General features: G+C 35.2%; 15 protein-coding genes and 3 riboswitches. Of the genes, 2 read left to right on the forward strand and 13 right to left on the reverse strand.

Annotated features, from left to right (window positions below):
* Nucleotides 1–142: 142 nt before the first annotated feature.
* From CO726_RS14920 to CO726_RS14945, 6 genes are all read right to left on the reverse strand, one after another.
* Nucleotides 143–1,687, reverse strand: coding sequence for an ABC-F family ATP-binding cassette domain-containing protein (locus CO726_RS14920; protein ID WP_099684786.1), 1,545 nt, complete (start codon nucleotides 1,685–1,687; stop codon nucleotides 143–145).
* 385 nt (nucleotides 1,688–2,072) lie between these two features.
* On the reverse strand, nucleotides 2,073–2,822 hold the full coding sequence (locus tag CO726_RS14925; protein WP_099684787.1) for an ABC transporter ATP-binding protein: 750 nt from the start codon (nucleotides 2,820–2,822) through the stop codon (nucleotides 2,073–2,075).
* Nucleotides 2,819–3,817, reverse strand: coding sequence for an ABC transporter substrate-binding protein (locus CO726_RS14930; protein WP_099684788.1), 999 nt, complete (start codon nucleotides 3,815–3,817; stop codon nucleotides 2,819–2,821). The genes CO726_RS14925 and CO726_RS14930 overlap by 4 nt, the downstream gene beginning before the upstream one ends.
* Nucleotides 3,814–4,587, reverse strand: a complete 774-nt coding sequence (locus CO726_RS14935; RefSeq protein WP_136699647.1) for an ABC transporter permease — start codon at nucleotides 4,585–4,587, stop codon at nucleotides 3,814–3,816. Before CO726_RS14935 ends, CO726_RS14930 begins: the two co-directional genes overlap by 4 nt.
* The gene (locus tag CO726_RS14940; protein WP_098758453.1) at nucleotides 4,559–4,879 is read right to left on the reverse strand and encodes an MTH1187 family thiamine-binding protein; all 321 of its coding nucleotides are present in this window, start codon (nucleotides 4,877–4,879) and stop codon (nucleotides 4,559–4,561) included. Before CO726_RS14940 ends, CO726_RS14935 begins: the two co-directional genes overlap by 29 nt.
* 100 nt (nucleotides 4,880–4,979) lie before the next feature.
* Nucleotides 4,980–5,081, reverse strand: a riboswitch (TPP riboswitch).
* A 61-nt stretch (nucleotides 5,082–5,142) separates the two neighbouring features.
* A complete protein-coding gene (locus tag CO726_RS14945) occupies nucleotides 5,143–6,882 on the reverse strand; it encodes a methyl-accepting chemotaxis protein (protein WP_099684790.1) in 1,740 nt (579 codons plus the stop codon).
* A gap of 142 nt (nucleotides 6,883–7,024) precedes the next feature.
* A riboswitch (cyclic di-GMP riboswitch) is annotated at nucleotides 7,025–7,109 on the reverse strand.
* A gap of 283 nt (nucleotides 7,110–7,392) precedes the next feature.
* Here CO726_RS14945 and CO726_RS14950 point away from each other — a divergent pair.
* Nucleotides 7,393–8,706 (forward strand): anaerobic C4-dicarboxylate transporter family protein, encoded by a 1,314-nt coding sequence (locus CO726_RS14950; RefSeq protein ID WP_099684791.1) that lies wholly within the window; start codon nucleotides 7,393–7,395, stop codon nucleotides 8,704–8,706.
* Between the two features lie 58 nt (nucleotides 8,707–8,764).
* On the opposite strand, the gene CO726_RS14955 is transcribed toward CO726_RS14950, so the two are convergent.
* The 3 genes from CO726_RS14955 to thiM form a co-directional block, all read right to left on the reverse strand.
* Nucleotides 8,765–9,700 (reverse strand): alpha/beta hydrolase, encoded by a 936-nt coding sequence (locus CO726_RS14955; protein ID WP_099684792.1) that lies wholly within the window; start codon nucleotides 9,698–9,700, stop codon nucleotides 8,765–8,767.
* A gap of 80 nt (nucleotides 9,701–9,780) precedes the next feature.
* Complete coding sequence (thiE, locus tag CO726_RS14960; RefSeq protein ID WP_098758449.1) at nucleotides 9,781–10,440, reverse strand: thiamine phosphate synthase; 660 nt, start codon at nucleotides 10,438–10,440, stop codon at nucleotides 9,781–9,783.
* 16 nt (nucleotides 10,441–10,456) lie between these two features.
* Nucleotides 10,457–11,263, reverse strand: a complete 807-nt coding sequence (gene thiM / locus CO726_RS14965) for a hydroxyethylthiazole kinase (protein WP_099684793.1) — start codon at nucleotides 11,261–11,263, stop codon at nucleotides 10,457–10,459.
* A 73-nt stretch (nucleotides 11,264–11,336) separates the two neighbouring features.
* Nucleotides 11,337–11,446: riboswitch (TPP riboswitch) on the reverse strand.
* A 277-nt stretch (nucleotides 11,447–11,723) separates the two neighbouring features.
* On the opposite strand from thiM, the gene topB reads away from it, so the two are divergent.
* Complete coding sequence (gene topB / locus CO726_RS14975; RefSeq protein WP_099684794.1) at nucleotides 11,724–13,913, forward strand: DNA topoisomerase III; 2,190 nt, start codon at nucleotides 11,724–11,726, stop codon at nucleotides 13,911–13,913.
* A gap of 40 nt (nucleotides 13,914–13,953) precedes the next feature.
* Here the strand turns inward: topB and CO726_RS14980 are convergent, their stop codons facing one another.
* From CO726_RS14980 to CO726_RS14995, 4 genes are all read right to left on the reverse strand, one after another.
* On the reverse strand, nucleotides 13,954–16,779 hold the full coding sequence (locus CO726_RS14980) for a YhgE/Pip domain-containing protein (protein ID WP_099684795.1): 2,826 nt from the start codon (nucleotides 16,777–16,779) through the stop codon (nucleotides 13,954–13,956).
* A 304-nt stretch (nucleotides 16,780–17,083) separates the two neighbouring features.
* Nucleotides 17,084–17,875: an endonuclease/exonuclease/phosphatase family protein gene (locus CO726_RS14985; protein ID WP_098758445.1), complete on the reverse strand. Its 792-nt coding sequence runs from the start codon at nucleotides 17,873–17,875 to the stop codon at nucleotides 17,084–17,086.
* Between the two features lie 4 nt (nucleotides 17,876–17,879).
* Nucleotides 17,880–19,517, reverse strand: coding sequence for a PTS transporter subunit IIBC (locus CO726_RS14990; protein ID WP_099684796.1), 1,638 nt, complete (start codon nucleotides 19,515–19,517; stop codon nucleotides 17,880–17,882).
* Between the two features lie 205 nt (nucleotides 19,518–19,722).
* The gene (locus tag CO726_RS14995; protein ID WP_099684797.1) at nucleotides 19,723–21,387 is read right to left on the reverse strand and encodes a glycoside hydrolase family 13 protein; all 1,665 of its coding nucleotides are present in this window, start codon (nucleotides 21,385–21,387) and stop codon (nucleotides 19,723–19,725) included.
* Between the last annotated feature and the right edge of the window lie 221 nt (nucleotides 21,388–21,608).

Below are 21,608 nucleotides of genomic sequence, written 5' to 3' on the forward strand. Positions count from 1 at the left end.
AAATATAAACATAACAAAAGAAAAAGCACGCTTATAAGCGCACCATAAGAGTGCTTCTTCATACAATTCTCATGTAAGAGTTCTCGAAAATCATGTTAATCACAAAAAAAGGCATTAGCTTATATAAGCTAATGCCTTTTCTTTATTCATATTGTTCAACGTTCCATTCTTCTATATTCCATACTTTTGTTATCCATGCTTCATAGAAAGAAGGCTCATGTGAGACAAGTAAAACTGTTCCTTTATATTGTTGTAACGCTTCCTGCAACGACTTCTTTGTTTCTATATCCAAATGATTAGTTGGTTCATCTAAAATTAAAACATTGCTTTTCGTGACGATAAGTTCACATAAACGTACTTTCGTTTGTTCTCCACCGCTTAATAAACGAATAGGTTTTAATACATGCTCTTCTTTCAATCCACACTTTGCTAATGATTGGCGCACTTCTTTCTTTGTCATATCAGGTCGTTCTGCCCAAACCTTCTCTAATGGTGTTGTTTCTGAAGCAAACTCTTCCTGTGCAAAATAAGCAGGATTTACTCGTTCTCCGATAGAAATCGAACCGCTTAGTGGCTTTATTTGACCTAATAACGTTTTTAACATCGTCGTTTTTCCAATTCCATTATGACCAACAATCGCTATCTTTTCTCCTTTTTTCACTTGTAAATTCAACTCTGGAAATAACGGATCGCTATATCCTATCCTTAGTTTCTCAGCTTGCAATATACGACTCACTGGCTCCTCATACACATTGAAATCAAAACGGGATCGAGTCACATGATTCACCTTTTCAACCCGTTGCATTTTCTCCAATACTTTCTCTCGACTTTTGGCCTGTTTCGCTTTTCGAATTTTATTTTTTTGAATAAATGTTGCTAACTGGGCAATTTCTTTTTGTTGTTTCGCATACGCCGATTGTAATTGTTTCTTTTGCACTTGATAACTTCGCACAAACCTTTCATAATTTCCTACATATCGCTTCACTTTCCCTCCTTCTAGATGATAAATAACATTCGTAATACTGTTCAAAAATACTTCGTCATGTGAAATGATCACATAAGCTTTTTCATACAGTCTCAAATACGATTGCAACCATTCTATATGGGCTGTATCTAAATAGTTTGTTGGCTCATCTAGCAATAAAACATCAGCTTTTTCTAAAAGAAGCTTCCCAAGTAATAACTTTGTTCGCTGTCCGCCACTTAACTTTGAAACATCCTTTTTCAACCCTATTTCAAATAACCCTAAACCGATTGCTACTTCTTCAACTTCTGTATGAATGTGATAGAAATTAGAGCTTTCCAATATAGTTTGTAATTCTCCATACCTTACTAACAGTTTTTCTATTTCTCCTGCTCCATTCATTTCTTCAGAAATTTTTAACATTTCACATTCAATCGCATATAAATTAGAAAATGCACTTTGTAAATATCCTTCAATTGTTATCCCTTCTTGTAAATCCATATGCTGCTGTAAAAAACCTATCTTCACATGTGGAAACCATTCAATGTTCCCATCATCATGTATAAGTTCTCCTGTTAAAATCTTTAACAATGTTGATTTTCCAACCCCATTTTTTCCCACTAACCCAACATGCTCGCCCTTTAATAGTCGAAAACACGCATTATATAAAATGGTTTTCTCACCATACGAATGACTTAAATTTTCTACTGTTAATATACTCATTTTTTTCTCTCCTTTACTTATGGTTCATAAGCTAAATAGAGAGATCAACAGTATAAAGCCTTATTTAATTGTGTATATAAAAAATGGGTAAGGTGAATACACCTTACCCATTACATATTATCGTAAAAAAGGATTAAGGTTCTTTACCTGCTGTCTTCAATTTAGCTTAATCGTTAAAAATGGGCAGACTTCTCCCGTATCAAGCTAAAACCATTTGAAGAACAGTTGATAAAGTCATTTTATCCTTTCACTCCTTTAATATTTGTTATATTAAGAGTATAAACTACTCTGTTATATTCTATTCTCTATTTTTTCTTTTGTTCCTTCTCCTATATAAAAAAGCCTCTTAACAGTAATTGTACCAAAAACTGTTAAGAGGCTTTTTCTATTTTTTCATATAAGGAGCTAATACTCTCAAAATTTCTTCCTTATCCTTCTTTAACTCAAGTGATGTTAACATATCCATCGTTCGCGGCCTAGGTAACTTCACTTGTACCTCTCCAACTATTGACGCTGGTCTTTGAGATAAAATAAATACACGATCAGAAAGCAAGATTGCCTCATCTAAGTCATGTGTAACCATAACGATTGTTTGTTGCTCTTGGTGCCAAGAGTTTAAAAGCCAGCTGTGTACTTCCATTTTTGTAAAGGCATCTAATTTTCCAAAAGGCTCATCAAGTAGCATAATTGGCTTTTCACATAAATATGTGCGCAAAAAACTAATTCTTTGACGCATACCGCCAGACAATTCATCTGGATAATGGTCTGCATATTCATCTAGTTCAAACTGCTTTAATGCTTCCATTCCCTCTGCCAGCCTTTGTTTTTTCGGTTTCCCTTCGATTTCCAATGGAAGAACTATATTTTGCAAAGCTGATCGCCACGGTAGTAATAAATCCTGTTGCGGCATATAACTTACAACATCTTGTTCTTGTACTTGCTTATCGTTATACGTTACATTCCCACTTGTTGGATTTTCAACATTTGCAATCATATTTAATAGTGTGCTTTTCCCGCAACCGCTCGGTCCTACAAAGGAAACGAACTCTCCCTCTCGTATAGAAGCACTAATATTTGCTAATACATTCTTTCCATCGAAAGATTTCACAATATCTTTTATTTGTAATCCACTCATTTTTCGTTTGGAAGGAATTCATTTGTAAAGGCATCTTTCACATCAATTTTCTTCTTAATAACTTTGTTATCATATAAGAAATTCATGTAATTCGTCCAAACTTCTTCCTTCTGTACTCCCCATGCTTTTGCATCATCTTGATACTTCGTACTTAACCATTTTTGACTTTCTTGTACTAAATCTTTATTTACATCTGGAACAGCTTTAATTAAAATATCAGCAGCTTCTTTTGGTTCTTTAATTGCAAAATTATAACCCTCTGTCGTTGCACTCATAAACTTTTTCACAAAGTCTTTATCTTGCTTCGTATGTTTTTCACTCGTAATAATAACAGGACTATAGAAATCAAGCGCTGGGTCTAGGTCTTTCACCATAATCGTATTTAACTCTTTTCCTTGGCGCTTTGCTTCAATTCCATCCCATCCGTAATAAATCCATTCAAAGTCTGCATCACGACCAATTGATTTAAAGAAATCTGTTTGTCCTAAGATGATTTTTTCAACTTTATTAAAATCAGCTTGATTTTTCTCCATAATGGTCTTTAATGTAGCTTCTTCCGCTGGTCCTCCCCAGCCTCCATAACGTTTACCTTCAAAATCTTTCGGTGAAGTCATGTTATCTTTCTTAAGCGATGCAAAAGCTGAAGTGTTATGCTGAATAATCGCTCCTACAGATACAACAGGAATACCTTCCACACGAGCCAACGTTACATTTTCTTGTGCGCTTATTGCGAAGTCAGCTTTTCCTGAAGCTATCATTTGCTCTGCTGTTACATTGTCACCAGGCTGAATAATTTCTACATCTAAGCCTTGCTTGTTATAATAATCTTTCGCTTGCGCTACATATAAGCCAGTATGATTCGTATTCGGAAACCAATCTAGCACTACTTTTACTTTTTGATCTTTACTTGCACTTTCTTCTTTCTTCGCCGGATTACATCCAGCCACACCTACCGCTAATAAGGCAGCCAACATCACTTTTAAACCTTTTTTCATTTTCTGCCGTCCTTTCTATATATCCATGGTGCTGTTATTCTTGCCATAAACTCCACGATAAAATACAGACATAATGTCACCATAACAATAATTGCTGCAACACCAAATACTCGGGCTGTTAAAAAGGATTTCGTAGCCCTTGTAAGCATAACTCCTAATCCTTCACTGGCACCGAGCCATTCTCCAATAATCGCTCCCATTACGCTATATGTAACTGCAATTTTTAAACCTGAGAAAAAGTATGGAAGCACTGCTGGAAACTTTACTTTCTGGTAAACTTGCCATTTCGTTGCCTTCATCGTTTGCAACAACTTCAACATATTCTTATCTACCGTTTGAAAACCTTCTAAAATGCTAAGCGCAATCGGGAAGAAACAAACGAGTATTACTACCATTACTTTCGGTAGCATTCCATATCCAAACCAAATAATAAATAACGGTGCAAGTACAACGATTGGAATCGTTTGCGAAATAACAAGCAACGGATTTATTAAAATACGAAATAAAGGGATAACGTCCATAATAATTGCAATACTTGTCCCAATTAAAATCGCTAAAAACAGTCCAATTATAACCTCTTGCAGTGTTTGCATCGTATTCGGTAATAGTAAATCTTTCATTCCTATTAATTCTTGAACAATGGCAGAAGGCTTTGGTAAAATCCACGGTTCAATTTTAAATAATAAAACAGATCCTTCCCATATCGCAATGAGAAGGATAAGCCAAATTGTTGTAATTATTTTAGATTGCTTCTGGTTTTGCATATTCATCACGGTACTTCCAAACCTTTTCATCTATCGTTACACCAGTGCTTGGACGATAGTGGATTTTAATAGAAGTAATCACTTCTTCTGCTCCAGCATCCACACAAGCTTGTTGCGCACGTTTAATGATATCAAGAAGTACATCTAATTCTCCTTCCAGCGTTGTTTCCATTGCCCCTACTTCATAACGTACTCCCGATTGTTGTACAACCTCAATTGCTTTATCAACAACAGAATATACATCTTTTGTTTTTGCTTGTGGTACTACTGAAAATGACATTGTAACTTGTTGTGACATAATAAAATCCCCCTTATGAAATTAAATTTTAAAACAAGAAAAGGCTTTCCTACTGCGTAGGAAAGCCTTGTATGCAAGTTATTATAGAATAACATATGCTACATCACTTTAAGTAACTCCCTACGCTGGCATTATCCAGATCAGGTTGAGGGTCGATGTTTGCTTACATCCTCTCAGCCACTTGGCTCCCCGGTCCTTAATTCGTTTTCATTGTAGCATGATTTATTTTATTGAACAAACAAAAGCATGTATAATCATTTCATTTAACTTTTAAATTCCCCAATTAGCTCTTGTAACTCCTGTGAAAGCCAGCTTAAAGAACTGGCCAATTCAGCAATATCTTGTACAGACATTTCCTGTTCTTTCATACTTTTTTCAACATTACTACTACTATCCGCATACGTATTTGCGATAAGTGATAGTTCATTTACGACACGAACAATATTTTGGCTATTTTGCAATATATCACTTGAATTGCTAGAAACAACTCTAGCTTGATTTGTAGCAGTTTGTGCTGATTTCGAAATTTTTTCAAAGAAAGCACCACTACTTTCAACAAGTTTAATTCCAGATTCTACTTCTTTTGAAGTTTTTTGCATTGAAACAACAGCTTCTTCCGTTCCAGCTTGTGTTTCCCCTATTAATTTTGCTATATCTTTTGCTGATGCTTCCATCTGCTCTGCTAATTTACGCACTTCATCAGCAACAACGGCAAATCCCTCTCCAGTTTCCTCAGCACGTGAAGCTTCAATAGTAGCATGTAAAGCTAGCGAATTAGTTTGATTTGAAATACTTGTAATTACAGTTACAATATCACTAATTTCTTTTGATCTTGTTTCTAAAGAATAAATGATAGAAGATAAATCTTGTACTGCATTTTGTATTATGTTCATTTGATTAATCGCCTGTTTAATAACACCATTTCCTTTTCCTGAATGATGCTCTATACCTTCAGACTCTTTCGCCATTTTTTCTGCAGCATGCGTTATCTCTTCCATCTTATCTTCCATTTCATATACAATACCTAAATACTGTGGTACTGAAATTCCTTGTGACTGAGCGCCAGCTCTTAACTCAACCATAGAACTTACGATTTCTTGAACTGCCATGCTATTCTCTTTCGTACTCACTGACAATTCTTGTGAAGATGAGGAAACCTGTTCTGCTGTCTGCTTCACTTTATCTATAATTCCTTTAAACTTCTCGATGGTATTATTAAAATATGCATTAATAATACCAATATCATCTGGTCTTTCCTCTAATTTAATACTTAAATCACCCTCACCGACTCCGCGTAATCCTTCACGTAAATCCCGAAATGGAGCAAGTGCGTTACGTACGATTAAGAATTGAATAACAGTTGCAATTAAAACAGAAATACAAATAAACATTAAACCTTGTATAATGAACTTTTCCTTTGTACTAGGAACAATAGAGGCATCTACATCAGCTGCAACAAGTGCCACAATATTATCTTCTCCATCTTTAATTGGCTCTAATATCGTTACCCATGTTCCTAATGCGTCTTCATATACTTCTGTCATGTTTGCTTTTTTCGTGCTCATTACTTTATCATATGCTTTCATCCAAAGATCTGGTTGTTTATAATATTCTCCCGGCCTTACTTCAACAACATTTGCTAAACCTGTAGACAAATCAATGATTTGTAGCTCACCTTTTTCATTTTTTTTCGCTCCAACAATATACGTTTGTCCAACACTGTTCAATTCTTCCGTTGATTCATCTAATTTCTCTGTTAACTTTTCTCTCTTTTCTCTTTCTGCCGTTGGGTCTTTTGCAACATCTCTCAATATTTCCGCGTCTAATTTATGTAATACCGTATCTCCTGTTTCAAAAGAATGCCTTTCAAATATAGACATCATGCTATTTTGAAACATGTTAAAACTTAACGCTCCCATAGTACCAACAAGCGTCAAAATAACTAACACAGTTAACAATACATTTTTTTGAAGAAATGATAGCTTGTGCCAATATTTTTTCATTAACATCACCTTTCTTAATTCACTCAATATAAAGAAAAACTATTAAAATATAAACCTTATTAACAATTGATCACATTTCTCATTTGTTTATAAATAAAAAAAAGACCAATGAAAGAGCATTGGTCAAGACCAACCCTATCCGTCCGGTAACTGGCTAGCGTAGCCTTTCGGCCTTAGCTCCTGTAGTTTTGCGTCCTAATGTTTCCATCAGTTTGCCTTTCTCGCTGAACGAGTTGAACGATATGGGAGTTCTATGAGAATTACATTATTCTCTATCAAAGATTACAACATAAAAATTAAAATGTCTACCTATTTAGAGGTACAAATGTAAAATTTGGATGTATTATTTTTTCGAAATAATTTAACAAAGTACGTGAATGTTACATTTCTTGTGTTATATAATAAAAAACGTATATAACACAAGGATTGTTTTGAGCATTTAATTTAATTTTCATTTAAATTAAATTATTCAAATATATCTTAACTAATGAATTTCGGAGGTAGTTTATCATGTTTTGGCTACAATTTCTTACATTACTACTCTGCATTTTTATTGGCGCACGCCTAGGCGGAGTTGGTCTAGGAGTAATGGGTGGCGTCGGTATGGCAATACTTGTTTTCGTCTTCCACTTACAACCTACAGCTCCTCCTATTGATGTAATGCTTATGATTTTAGCAGTAATTACAGCTGCTGGTGCACTCCAAGCCGCTGGAGGAATGGACTACCTTGTTCATCTGGCTGAGAAAGCATTACGAAAAAATCCAAAACGCATTACATTCTTTGCTCCAATTGTTACTTATTTATTTACACTTTGTGCAGGAACTGGTCACGTTGCTTATTCTGTACTTCCTGTTATCGCAGAAGTCTCTCGCGAATCCGAAATTAGACCGGAACGACCAATGTCCATTGCCGTAATTGCTTCCCAACAAGCAATTACAGCTAGTCCTATATCAGCTGCAACAGTTGCACTTTTAGCAATGTTAGCTGACTATAAAATTACCTTATTAGATATTTTAAAAGTAAGTATCCCTTCTACTTTCATCGCTTGTATGGTAGCTGCATTTGTTGCTAGCAAAATGGGGAAAGAATTAAATGAAGACCCTGAATACTTAAAGCGATTAAAAGAAGGAATGATTCCTAAGATTGAAAAGAAAAAAGAATTTGTTGGTGTAAAAGGCGCTAAATTATCAGTTATCCTTTTCCTAGTAGGAACTTTTCTTGTCGTACTTCTCGGTTCATTTGAAGCGCTTCGTCCAGGATGGATAGTTGATGGGAAGTTAGCCCGTCTTTCCATGCCAAACACAATTGAAATGGTTATGTTAACGATCGCAGCTCTTATTATTATTTTCTGTAAACCAAATGTAGAAAGCATCGTGTCTGGTAACGTCTTTAAAGCGGGGGCAACAGCAGTTGTTGCTATTTTCGGGATCGCTTGGATGGGAGATACTTTCTTTAACGGAAACTTAAATATGATTCAAGGATCAATTCAGCACCTAGTAACAAGTGCACCATGGCTATTTGCCATCGCATTATTCATTCTATCTATTTTACTATATAGCCAAGCAGCAACAGTACGTGCTTTAATGCCTCTTGGATTATCACTAGGTATTCCACCAGCACTACTAATCGCTATGTTCCCTGCAGTAAATGGATACTTCTTCATTCCAAACTATGGAACAATCGTTGCTGCCATTAACTTTGACCGTACTGGTACAACAGGTATCGGTAAATACGTATTAAATCATAGTTTTATGATTCCGGGTCTAATTGCAACATTTACTTCTATCGGAATTGGAATGCTCTTAATTTCTATTATGTTTTAAAGAAAAAGCACAAACCTACAAATTTACAGGGTTTGTGCTTTTTTAATCAAACGTTTGTTTAAATATTTTTAACTGTCCATTCTTTCATTATGTTCTTTAATATTTGTGTAAAGTCCGCTGGGAAAAGATGCCCCAAACCTTCTCTCACAATTAATTTACAGTTCACATTATATTCCTCAAACATTGACATTAATTGAAGTGTGTTTTCGTAAAATAGATCTTTGTCTCCCGTAACAATATATCCTTCTACATTCGTTATATCATTTGATACAACTATACTTTCAATTGCCTTAACATCCCGAATAGCAGGTATAACTGCAATAAATTTTTGATTCGCTAACATATTCTTTAACGCTAACTCTATCGCTATATTTCCCCCTTGAGAAGCTCCCGCAATGATGATTTCTTCTAAATTATATTGATCCGTAAAATCATTAAAACTTTTCATAATATCTTTTATAGCTATATCATGATTATCCCAGCTATAAGAATTCATTCCATGTACTTGTGAAGATTGAGAAAAACCTAACATATACTCACGTAATATTTCTTCTCCATACCAATACGGTGCAAAATCATTTATGTTTGATCCTCTCCAATGTAAAGAAAATAACCCTGTCTTCGCCTCTTCATTTCCATAAGTAAATAATTTCGGTTCGGCTGTTAGCTGCTGTTTCTTAAAGATTTCTTCACACTTTTTCACTATCATTTTAAAAGTTGCATTCTCTCTTAATCCCTTTAAATCTTCATCCTGCATAAGTGTATGTGGATTCCACCAAATCCCCTTTTCTAAAGCTTCGTTTAAACTAACAATTGCTTCCTCATACTTACCTTCTACCGAAAGTGCACACGCTTCCCAAAAACTAGTTTTTTCTATTCTTTCAGGGAACTCCCTTTTTGCTTTATCTATGCATCTATAAATCGCATCGAATTCCCTTTTTTCGAACAAACGAAACAACTCATTTTGCAACTCTACAAACTGTTTCCTTTTCAAATAATCCTCTCCCTTTTTCTAACTATCAATATTAAAAAAATAAAAAGCTATGCAGCGTTTTAATACTACATAGCCTTCTTCTATAAACTCTTACTTACTTCCTCTACTAGCTTCTTCGTACTTTCATACGCAGATTCCGCTAAACTAATCGCAGAAATAACTGAAACACCGTCCGCACCCGCTTCTATAACCGAAGCGGTATTTTCAATTGTAATCCCACCAATCCCGACAATCGGTATTATAATTCTTTGCTCTCTAAAATGAGCTAAACCTTTCGTTCCTTGTACCGCTTTCGTATCTTTTTTCGTACTCGTCGGAAAAATCGGACCAACACCTAAATAATCCGCTCCATTTTCAATTGCCCAGCGTGCTTCTTCAATTGTATGTGTAGATACACCGATAATTTTATCCCCCATTTTTTCACGAACAGATGTAATTCCCTCATCCTCTTGTCCAACATGCACGCCATCTGCATCTAACTCGAGAGCTAGTTCCACATCATCATTTACGATGAATGGTACACCGTACTCCTTACAAATTGCTTGTAGTTCTTTTGCGAAACAAATACGTTTCTCTCCCGTTAAAGCGCCTTCCCCCTTTTCACGAAATTGAAAAATTGTTATACCGCCTTCAAGTGCATCTCTCAATACTTGCAGCGGCTCCTTCGTACAATTGTTACTTCCCATAATAAAATATACTGATAATAACCTAGACATTTCATCCTTTGTAATACGTGGCATTTATTTTCCCTCCTTACTATATAAACTCAATCTTCCCGTACTTCTCTATATCACCCGAAGTGGTATTCGCTAACTGATTTAAAAATTCAATTTGAAAACTACCAGGTCCCTTTTCCACTGTCTTAGAAGCTGCCAGTTCCGCAGCTACACCATAAAACGTTACTGCTGCTACTGCTGCCTTTACATAATCCTTTTCTACCGCTACAAATGCCCCTATTACAGACGTTAGTAAACAACCTGTTCCAGTAACTTTCGTTAAAATAGAATGGCCATTTCGAATAACAATAGTTCGCTCTCCATCTGTAACAACATCTTCTTTTCCAGTAATCACCGCAACTGTATTTAATTCATCTGCTGCCTGTTTTGCAATACTTACGACATTGCCATTTCCAGCACCGGCGTCTACCCCTTTAATTTCCCATTTCTCATTAATAACGTTTGCTATTTCAGCTGCATTTCCGCGAATAATTGCTAACTCGATTTCGGCCGGAATATGTCTCGCAACTTCTGTTCGATACGATGTTGCTCCTGCACCAACTGGATCAAACAGTACTGGTATATTGTTCACATTTGCTGATTTACCCGCAAGTAACATCGCTTCTACTTCTTCAGGACGTAGCGTCCCCATATTTAATACTAACGCCCCAGCAATGCTAGCCATTTCTGCCACTTCTTCTTTTGCATACGCCATTACAGGCGATGCTCCTAACGCTAACAAACCGTTAGCTATAAAATTTGTTACAACAACATTTGTAATATTATGAACGAGCGGATTAGACTCTCTTACCAAATCCACTACTTTACTAATTTCTTTCATATTCATCTTTCTCATCCCCTAACTATAGTGACGGGAGATACACAAAAAGGCACTTTGCGCGTACGCAAAGTGCCTGAACATGTGCTTTTACACTTCTCCCTACGCTGGCATTATCCAACAGGTTCAAATGGTCAATGACGGATTAGTCATACTCTCAGTTTGTATCCACAAACTCCCATGTGCTTATTATTCATCTACTTCAAAGTCTACTCTTATTCTAGTAAAATAACAAGTTCTTTACTTTTCTATTTAATATAGAAGCAACTGATAACACAATAAGTATAATAAATAAGTATCTATTTTTCATAGTCTCATTCATGGTACAGATTATGTTCTGTCGCCATCATTTAACTTCAAACAGATTTTGTTCATTCCACTAAAAAACGTTCAAACCTGGAGCGAAACTGAATCTCAAGAAAATGTATGCTATAGTTAACGTATGGAAATTTGAAAGGATGTTTTAAATATGTCAAAAAGCGTTATAATCGCTGAAAAACCTTCCGTTGCACGAGATATTGCGCGTGTACTTAAGTGTGATAAAAAAGGAAACGGCTACCTTGAAGGTAGTAAATATATTGTAACTTGGGCTTTAGGTCATCTTGTTACATTAGCAGATCCAGAAAGCTATGATGTGAAATATAAAAAGTGGAATTTAGAAGATTTACCGATGCTACCTGAGCGTTTGAAATTAACGGTTATTAAACAAACAGGGAAACAATTTAATGCTGTAAAAAGTCAGCTTCTTAGAAAAGATGTAAATGAAATCATTGTAGCTACAGACGCTGGGCGTGAAGGCGAATTAGTCGCACGCTGGATTATCGATAAAGTTAAGCTGAATAAACCAATTAAACGTTTATGGATTTCTTCTGTAACCGATAAAGCAATTAAAGATGGTTTTGCAAATTTAAAACCAGGTAAGGCATATGACAATTTATACGCTTCAGCAGTTGCGCGTTCAGAAGCTGACTGGTATATCGGCCTTAACGCGACTCGTGCTTTAACAACTCGCTTTAACGCTCAACTAAATTGTGGTCGTGTACAAACACCTACTGTCGCTATGATCGCTAGTCGTGAAGATGAAATAAAGAACTTCAAAGCTCAAACTTACTACGGTATCGAAGCGCAAACAACTGATAAGTTAAAACTAACTTGGCAAGATGCAAACGGTAATAGCCGTAGTTTTAATAAAGAAAAAATTGATGGTATTGTAAAAAATCTAGATAAACAAAATGCCACTGTTGTGGAAATTGATAAAAAACAGAAGAAGTCATTCTCTCCTGGTCTTTACGATTTAACTGAATTACAACGTGATGCAAATAAAAAGTTCGGTTACTCTGCGAAAGAAACATTAAATATTATGCAGAAATTGTATGAGCAACATAAGGTGCTAACGTACCCTCGTACAGATTCACGCTATATTTCATCTGATATCGTTGGAACACTTCCAGAACGTCTAAAAGCATGTGGTGTTGGAGAGTACCGTTCCTTAGCACATAAAGTATTACAAAAGCCTATCAAGGCTAATAAATCATTTGTTGATGATAGTAAAGTAAGTGATCATCACGCAATTATTCCAACAGAAGGATACGTTAACTTCTCAACCTTCACAGATAAAGAACGTAAAATTTATGATTTAGTTGTAAAACGTTTCTTAGCTGTTTTATTCCCGGCATTCGAATACGAACAACTAACGTTACGCACAAAAGTCGGCAATGAAACGTTCATTGCACGCGGAAAAACAATTTTACATGCCGGTTGGAAAGAAGTATATGAAAATCACTTTGAAGATGATGATGTAACTGATGACGTAAAAGAGCAACTTTTACCTCGCATTGAAAAAGGCGATACATTAACTGTAAAGTTAATTATGCAAACATCAGGTCAAACGAAAGCACCTGCACGTTTTAATGAAGCGACTTTACTTTCAGCAATGGAAAATCCTACAAAATATATGGATACGCAAAATAAACAACTTGCTGATACGTTAAAATCAACTGGTGGATTAGGTACTGTAGCAACGCGTGCTGATATTATCGACAAGCTATTCAATTCCTTCTTAATTGAAAAACGTGGTAAAGATATTCACATTACTTCAAAAGGCCGTCAGTTACTTGATTTAGTACCAGAAGAATTAAAATCACCTACACTAACTGGTGAGTGGGAACAAAAGCTAGAGGCAATTGCAAAGGGTAAACTGAAAAAAGAAGTATTCATTTCAGAAATGAAGAACTATACGAAAGAAATTGTTTCTGAAATTAAATCGAGTGATAAAAAATATAAACATGACAACATTTCAACAAAGTCTTGTCCAGATTGCGGTAAACCAATGCTAGAAGTAAACGGCAAAAAAGGAAAGATGCTCGTTTGCCAAGACCGTGAATGTGGTCATCGTAAAAATGTATCTCGTACAACAAACGCTCGTTGCCCTCAGTGTAAGAAGAAATTAGAATTACGTGGTGAAGGTGCTGGACAAATCTTCGCATGTAAATGTGGCTATCGCGAGAAATTATCGACATTCCAAGAGAGACGTAAAAAAGAATCTGGAAACAAGGCCGATAAACGCGACGTTCAAAAATATATGAAACAACAGAACAAAGAAGAAGAACCATTAAACAACCCATTCGCAGAAGCATTAAAGAAATTAAAATTTGATTAAACAAAAAGGTTCCTACCTCTATCGGTAGGAACCTTTTATGTTAGTGAATGATTTTACTTCCTTTTGCATTCTCAACGAATTTTTCACTTGATTTATTAATTGGTGTTTTCAGTAATAACGCAGCAACAATCATAACTACTACGAAAGCACTTAACACAAGTAAATCTCGCGTTACGATATCCCAAAGCATTCCGCCTACTGTTTCACGAATTGCGCTAATTGCGTATGTGAATGGTAAGAACGGATAAAGTGCTTGGAAGAACGCTGGTGTCATTTGAATTGGGAATGTTCCGCCCGATCCTGCTACTTGCAGTACAAGTAAAATGATCGCCATCGATTTCCCAACGTTTCCGAAAATAGAAACGAGTGAGTATACGATACAAACGAAGACTCCGCCAATAAATAAACTAAATAATACAAACCAGAACTTATCGACTACATACGTACCGAGTAAGAATATATCTCCCATTGATACGATAAACGCTTGTGAAAGACCTATCGTTAAGAATGTTAATAAACGTCCGAAGTAAATTTCATGGCTCTTATAATTCGCGCCTTCTTCGTGTACTTCTACCGTTAATAACGAAACCATTAATAATGCGCCTACCCATAGTGCAAGCACTGTATAGAATGGTGACATTGCTGAACCGTAGTTCGGCATCGCAAATAATTTATTCTCTTTTAAATTTACTGGATTCGCAAAGTAATCACTTTGCTTCTCAACATCATTTTTCAATAAGCGTATGATGTCTTTTATATCCTCTTCAGATTCAAAATCACGAATTTTATCTGCTAATTCCTTAACCTTTTTCTCAGTCTCTGGCATGTCAGCTTTAATATCTGCTAATTTCTTTCTACCGTCTACTAAGCCTTTTGATGAATCTTCTAGTAACTTTTTAACATCTGGAAGCTTTTTGTCTGCTTCTTTTAAAATTTGAGTTGTGTTTTTAGACATACGTTTCGTACGTTCAATTGCTGTGTTAAAGTTTGGAACGATTTCTGAATCATATGTTGCTAAGAAATCTCCTAATTGAGCTGAAGCATTTTTAGTTGCTTCATTAATACTTTCTACAACCTCTTTTGTAGGCTTCTGTCCATTGTTAATTAGCGTAGTTGCTTTATTCGTTGCATCTATACCTTTTTGAACAGAATTTTGTATTTTGTTCAATTTTGCAATTCCACCATTAAGGTTTTTTCCGCTATTTACATCTGCTAATACCTTATTTGTGCTTTCTAGAACCGGAATCGCATCACCAATTAGATTATTAGTAGCTTGTAATTGACCATTTAAATCGTTTAAAGATACTTTTGCCCACTCTAAATCAGTAACACCTTTATTTGATATGTTTGCCTTAGCATCTTCAACACCATTTTTGAACTTATCATATTCATTTTTCACACTATCATATGCTTCATTTGCATCAACTTTAGCTTGATCAACTGTGCTAACTGCTTTTTTATAATCTGCTACAAACATTTCATTATAATCTTTTTCTGCTTGATCAATTAATCCATTTGCTGCATCTAATTTTTGATTTGCTACATCTGTTACATCTTTCTTTACTTCTTGTCCTGTACCGATAACATTTACAATATCTTTAATACCGTTGTTCGCATTTTCCATTTTTCCTTTAAGACTAGTTAAGCGATCCACTCGCCCTTGGAAAAAGCTTTGACCAAAATCAGTCGTCGCCGATTTTTGAAGCTCAGTAAATACATTAATAAGATATGCAATACTATCTGTACGACCTTGAAGATTTTCAGAAACCGCATTAAGATCTTGTTTTGCCTTTTCTGGATCAAATTGACCATTTTGCAATCCGTTTACAACACTTTTCCCGTATGTTGTTCCTGCACGTGCCGAGTTTAAAACGTTATTCACTGTTTGATTAATATTTCTTGCAATATTTTTATAACCTTCATCGTTCAACTTTGAAAGATCCGGACGTGCTGGAAACTCAGGCAACCCTTCCATACCAGAAAAGTCTATTCCCGGGTGCATTAAAAAATCTGTAAAAGCATTAGCTTTATCCATTACATTTTTAGCTGCTGTCAAATGATTTCGTATCGTCCCAGGTGCATTTTGCAATGTTTGATCATTGTTTGCAAAGAACTTATCTAAATTCCCTAACGCTTCTTGACCATCATTGATAACACTTTCTACAACTGGCAGCTCTTTTTGCGCTACTTTCACAACATCTTCTGCTCGAGTCGCATCATCTAATGCCTTATCCATCAGTGTATTCATTTCTGGGAACTGCGCTTCTAACTTAAATACAAGATCTTTTACTTTCTCGATACTTGGTAAGTTTGTTTCTAAATCGATTCCAAGGTCATTGAAGATTTTAAAAATCTCACCGTTCGCTGTTTTAACAAAGTTTTTACTAATTTCTTCTGTAATACCTGATGCACCTTTTGCTGTAATTTTCGGTGCAATTGCGTTTACTTTTTCATTTACATAGTAATCCAGTTCTGGTTTCTGTGGATTTTCATCCAGAACAGTTGCAATTTTTTCAGAGAAGTCTTTTGGAATCGTAATGCTCGCATAATAATCCCCACGCTCAACTCCGTAAATTGCCTGCTTTTCATCTACAAATTTCCAACCAAGATTTTTGTTTTTCTTCAGAGAATCTACAATCTCGTCCCCGATATTGATATCTTTCCCTCTTAAATTAGAGCCTGCATCTTGGTTAGAAACTGCAATGGGAACCTCTTTTGTATTTCCGTACGGATCCCAGGAAGCTTTAATGTTAAACCATGCATATAACGATGGTAAAATCATTAACCCTAAAACAATAACAATTGCAGCCCAATGTTTAGCTACATTCCGTAAATCTGTCTTATAAATACGCCAAATTTGTTTCATAGAAGTTATCACCTAATTATATATTTTTCCTTCTTTAGAAAATGATACATACATTTTGCAATTATATCACTTTCTACATCGTGGATTAACCAAAAACGAACTATTTTTTCCTATTAACTTTGACTTACTACATTATATAACGAAGTCAGTCAAAGTATGAATACAAAATGACCAAATCGGTTTTAGATTCAATAATAACAAATATATAGGAAATGTCATAAAAAATACAAGTATTTTCTCTTGGAAATACTTGTATTCCTAAAAAAATCCTCACAGCTTTTATTCCCTGTGAGGATTTCTTCTATTATATATCTACTTGTACTTCTACACCGAAATGATCTGAAATTACCTTTCGGTTTGTACTATTAAAAATAACTTTTGAAGAACGAACTTTTTCACTTCGGTTACACAATATTAGATCGATTCGTAAATTATGCTTATTCTCATCCCAACCAGCAATCTCACCTTGGACAGTTGTTCCTTCATCCTTCTCTATTGCTAGTTCATATGTGTCATACAAACCTTTTTGCATCATATATTCATAACCCTCCCCTTGCAAACGGGCGTTATTATTAAAATCACCCATTAAGAAGGATAGTTCCTTGCTATCTACATGCTCCATCAAACGATTCACTTGATCTTTAAATGATTCTTCTTCATCATTCCACCAACCGAGGTGGCAAGAGTAAAACGTGATGTTCTTACCATTATAAGCAATTGTTGCACTTACAATTTTGCGTGTTTTCCAATACGTTGTATCCTTATTTTCTGAAATAAAGAACGTATCTTCTTTTACAACATTATGCTTCGTTATAATCGCTAATCCTTCTTCATACACATCATAACCAATATGAGAGAAATCCCAAGTAATATTGTAATCTTTTACATGTAACGCTTTTAACTCTTCTAATAGTAAAAGTCCAAAATTATCTTCTTTCTTGTTACCGCATACATTTTTAGCCGCTATCGACTGACTTACTTCTTGTAATGCGATGACATCGTACTCTTCTTCTTGAATGACTTTAGCAAGATATTTTATCTTTTCTACTTGATTCTCTTCTTGCCAAGAGTGACAGTTTAAAGTTAGCAATTTCATATTATTACGCACCTAACATATCTTGAATGTCTGACTTTAATACGTCAGCTTTCGGACCATATACCGCTTGTACACCTTTATCTTTTACAATAAGCCCTAAAGCACCATTTTGTTTCCACTGTGCTTCTGATGCAACAACATCTAAATCTTTTACTGTTACACGTAAACGTGTCATACAAGCATCTACGTCAGCAATATTTTCTTTTCCACCTAATAAATCAATAACTTTTGTTGCTAATGAACCATCTTGTACATTTCCTGTTCCTTCTGATGACTCATCCTCATTATCAATATAGTTACCTGCACGTCCTGGTGTTGGTAAGTTGAACTTTTTAATTAAGAAATTGAATAATGTAAAGTTCAGACCGAAGAATACTAGTGAAACGATAACGAAATTGATTAAATCTCTAGTTAGTCCCGCATTAACCATCATCGGTGTACGAGTAATTAATTCAATAAATCCGAATGCATGAACACGTAAGTTGATTAAATCTGCTAATGCGAATGCAAGTCCTGTTGTAATTGCATATACAACATATAATACTGGAGCAATAAACATAAACATGAATTCAATTGGTTCTGTTACACCTGTTAAAAATACTGCTAATGCTGCTGATAAGAACATTGGTTTATATTTTGCACGTTTTTCTTTATCAACATTACGGAACATCGCGAAAGCAATCCCCATTAACGCTGCTGTTGAGCCGATAACTTGTCCAGCTTTGAAACGAGCTGGTACAACATTATTTAATAGATCGTTATATGCTTTCGTATCTCCATTTGCTAATAAGTTATTTAAATCTGTAATCCATGCAAGCCATAATGGATCTTGTCCTGCTACAACTTGTCCAACTTTTGAACCAGTTAACATCGTATATGTTCCGCCTAGCTCTGTGTAGTTCATCGGAATCGTTAACATATGGTGTAAACCGAATGGTAATAGTAAACGCTCTAACGTTCCATATACAAACGGTGCAACAACTGGCGCACTATCCTTTGAAGCTGCAATCCAGCGACCAAATTCATTTAATGCACTTTGGATAAATGGCCATAAAAGTGATAATACAATCGCAGTAACTGTAGACCAAAGAATTACAACGAATGGCACAAATCGTTTTCCATTAAAGAATGCTAATGCCTGTGGCAGTTTATTATAGTTATAATATTTGTTATATAGATTAGCTCCTAAGAAACCTGTGATAATCCCCACGAAAACTCCCATGTTTAATGCTGGTGCACCAAGTACAGAAGTAAAATAATCTTTTACAAGTAAATCTCCTGCTATTACTGAAGAAACTGTCGCTTTTGAATCCGCTAACATTTGAGCGTTTACGCCAAATATAGCTCCTGTAATTCGGTTTGTTAAGACGAAGGCTAATAGTGCTGCAAATGCACCACCTGCACGATCCTTCGCCCAAGATCCCCCAATTGCTACTGCGAATAAAATGTGTAGATTTGTAATGATTGCCCAACCGATGTCTTCCATTACACGAGCAATTGTATGAACTGCGTTAATATCCCCAGCAGACATCCCAATTAATTTACCGATAGAAATCATTAAACCAGCTGCTGGCATTACAGCTACAACAACTAATAACGCTTTCCCGAACTTTTGCCAAAAATCAAAAGACGTAATTTTCATCTGTTCTTCCTCCCCTTTATTTATAACAACATAATGATTTAAATTATAATTTCTATTCCCTTTATGAAAACGATTCCTTATGTTACTTTATTTTTATCTTTACGCAACCGTTTTCATAAATCTATTTTAATAAAAGCGTTTTCACTTTGCAATAGAAATTTATTTTTTTTCATAAAAAAAGATGCTCAAGGAGCATCCTTTTTTATTATGAAATGCGATAAACCCTTGTTTCATACGGCTTTAACGTAATTGTAGTTACTTGTTCATGTTCCGCAACTTCATAGTTATTTAAAAGCAAACGTTTGCGTTCTAGTGCGAATGAACCCTCTTTATATACAGCTTCCTCTTTTGAGATATTACTAATTACAACGATTTTTTCATCGTTTAATGTACGAGTATATGCATAAATTTGCGGATCATCTTCTAAAAGTAAATCGTACGTACCATAATTCAGTACATCGTGCTCTTTTTTCAAGGCAATCATTTTCTTATAGAAATTGAAAATAGACTTTCCGTCATTTTTTTGCTTTTCAACATTAATTTCTTTGTAATTTGGATTCATACCAAACCAAGTTGCACCTGTTGTGAAGCCAGCATTCATCTCATCATTCCACTGCATAGGTGTACGTGAATTATCACGGCAAGAAGCCCATATAATTTCCATCATATCTTGATGTGATACGCCCTCTGCAATCTTCTCTCGATATAAATTTTTAATTGCTACATCATCGTAATCTTCAATATTTGGAAATTGAACATTTGTCATCCCAATTTCTTGTCCTTGATAAATAAACGGTGTACCGTGCATAAAGAAATACATTGCTCCAAGAGCTGTCGCACTTTCACGCCAATATTGTTTATCGTCTCCCCAAGTTGAAACGATACGCGGCTTATCGTGATTCTCAATATATAAAGCATTCCATCCTTTATTTTCTAACCCTTTTTGCCATTTCGTTAATACCTTTTTCAATCCTACAACATCAAGATCTTTCTTCTTTTCTGCATCCCATAAGCTTAAATGTTCGAATTGGAATACCATATTGAACTTACCTTGCTCTTCTCCAACCCAAAGCTCAGCATCTTCAATCTTAACGCCATTCGCTTCACCAACCGTCATAATATCGTACTTAGAAAATGTATTTTCTTTTAACTCTTCTAATAAAGGTTGAATACCGTCCACATTCATATGTTTATCAAAAGATGGTACATACTTTAATTCTTTTGGATTTGGCATATCGTTTAAGCCATCTTCTTTTTTAATATGGCTAATTGCATCCACACGGAAACCATCAATCCCTTTATCAAGCCACCAATTAACTGTATCGTATAACACTTCACGAACTTCTTTATTCTCCCAGTTTAAATCTGGTTGTTTACGTGAGAATAAATGTAAATAATATTGTTCTGTTACTTCATCATATTCCCATGCCGAACCATTAAAAATACTTTCCCAGTTGTTTGGTTCCGCACCATCTTTACCATCATGCCAAATGTACCAATCACGCTTCGGATTGTCTTTAGATGAACGAGATTCAATAAACCATGGATGTTCATCACTCGTATGATTAATAACTAAATCAATAATCAGCTTCATGTCACGCTTATGAACTTCATCTAGTAAAGCATCAAAGTCTTCCATCGTACCAAACTCATCCATGATATCTTGATAATCACTAATATCATAGCCATTATCATCATTAGGTGACTTATACATTGGACAAATCCAAATTACATCTATACCTAAATCTTTTAAATAATCCAGCTTTGCAATAATACCTTGTAAATCTCCAATACCATCACCATTTGAATCCATAAAGCTACGTGGATAAATTTGATAAGCAACTGCTTCTTTCCACCATGTCTTATTCATAGTCATTCTCTCCTTTTGCATCCCATCATAAATTTATGCAAACGTTTTCGTAACACTATCATAACAAAATCTACATAGTTTGCAACTGTTTTCATTGAACTCTATGTAGATTCCTTATTCTTATGCTTTATTTATTTCTCACAAAAGCAAATCTCATTCCTCATCTACTTTTGTCCACGCACGTTACATATGCTTTTCATAGTATTAATAAAAAGCACTGC

The sequence above is a fragment of the Bacillus fungorum genome, from assembly GCF_002746455.1.
In the GTDB taxonomy this organism is placed as follows: Bacteria; Bacillota; Bacilli; order Bacillales; family Bacillaceae_G; genus Bacillus_A; species Bacillus_A fungorum.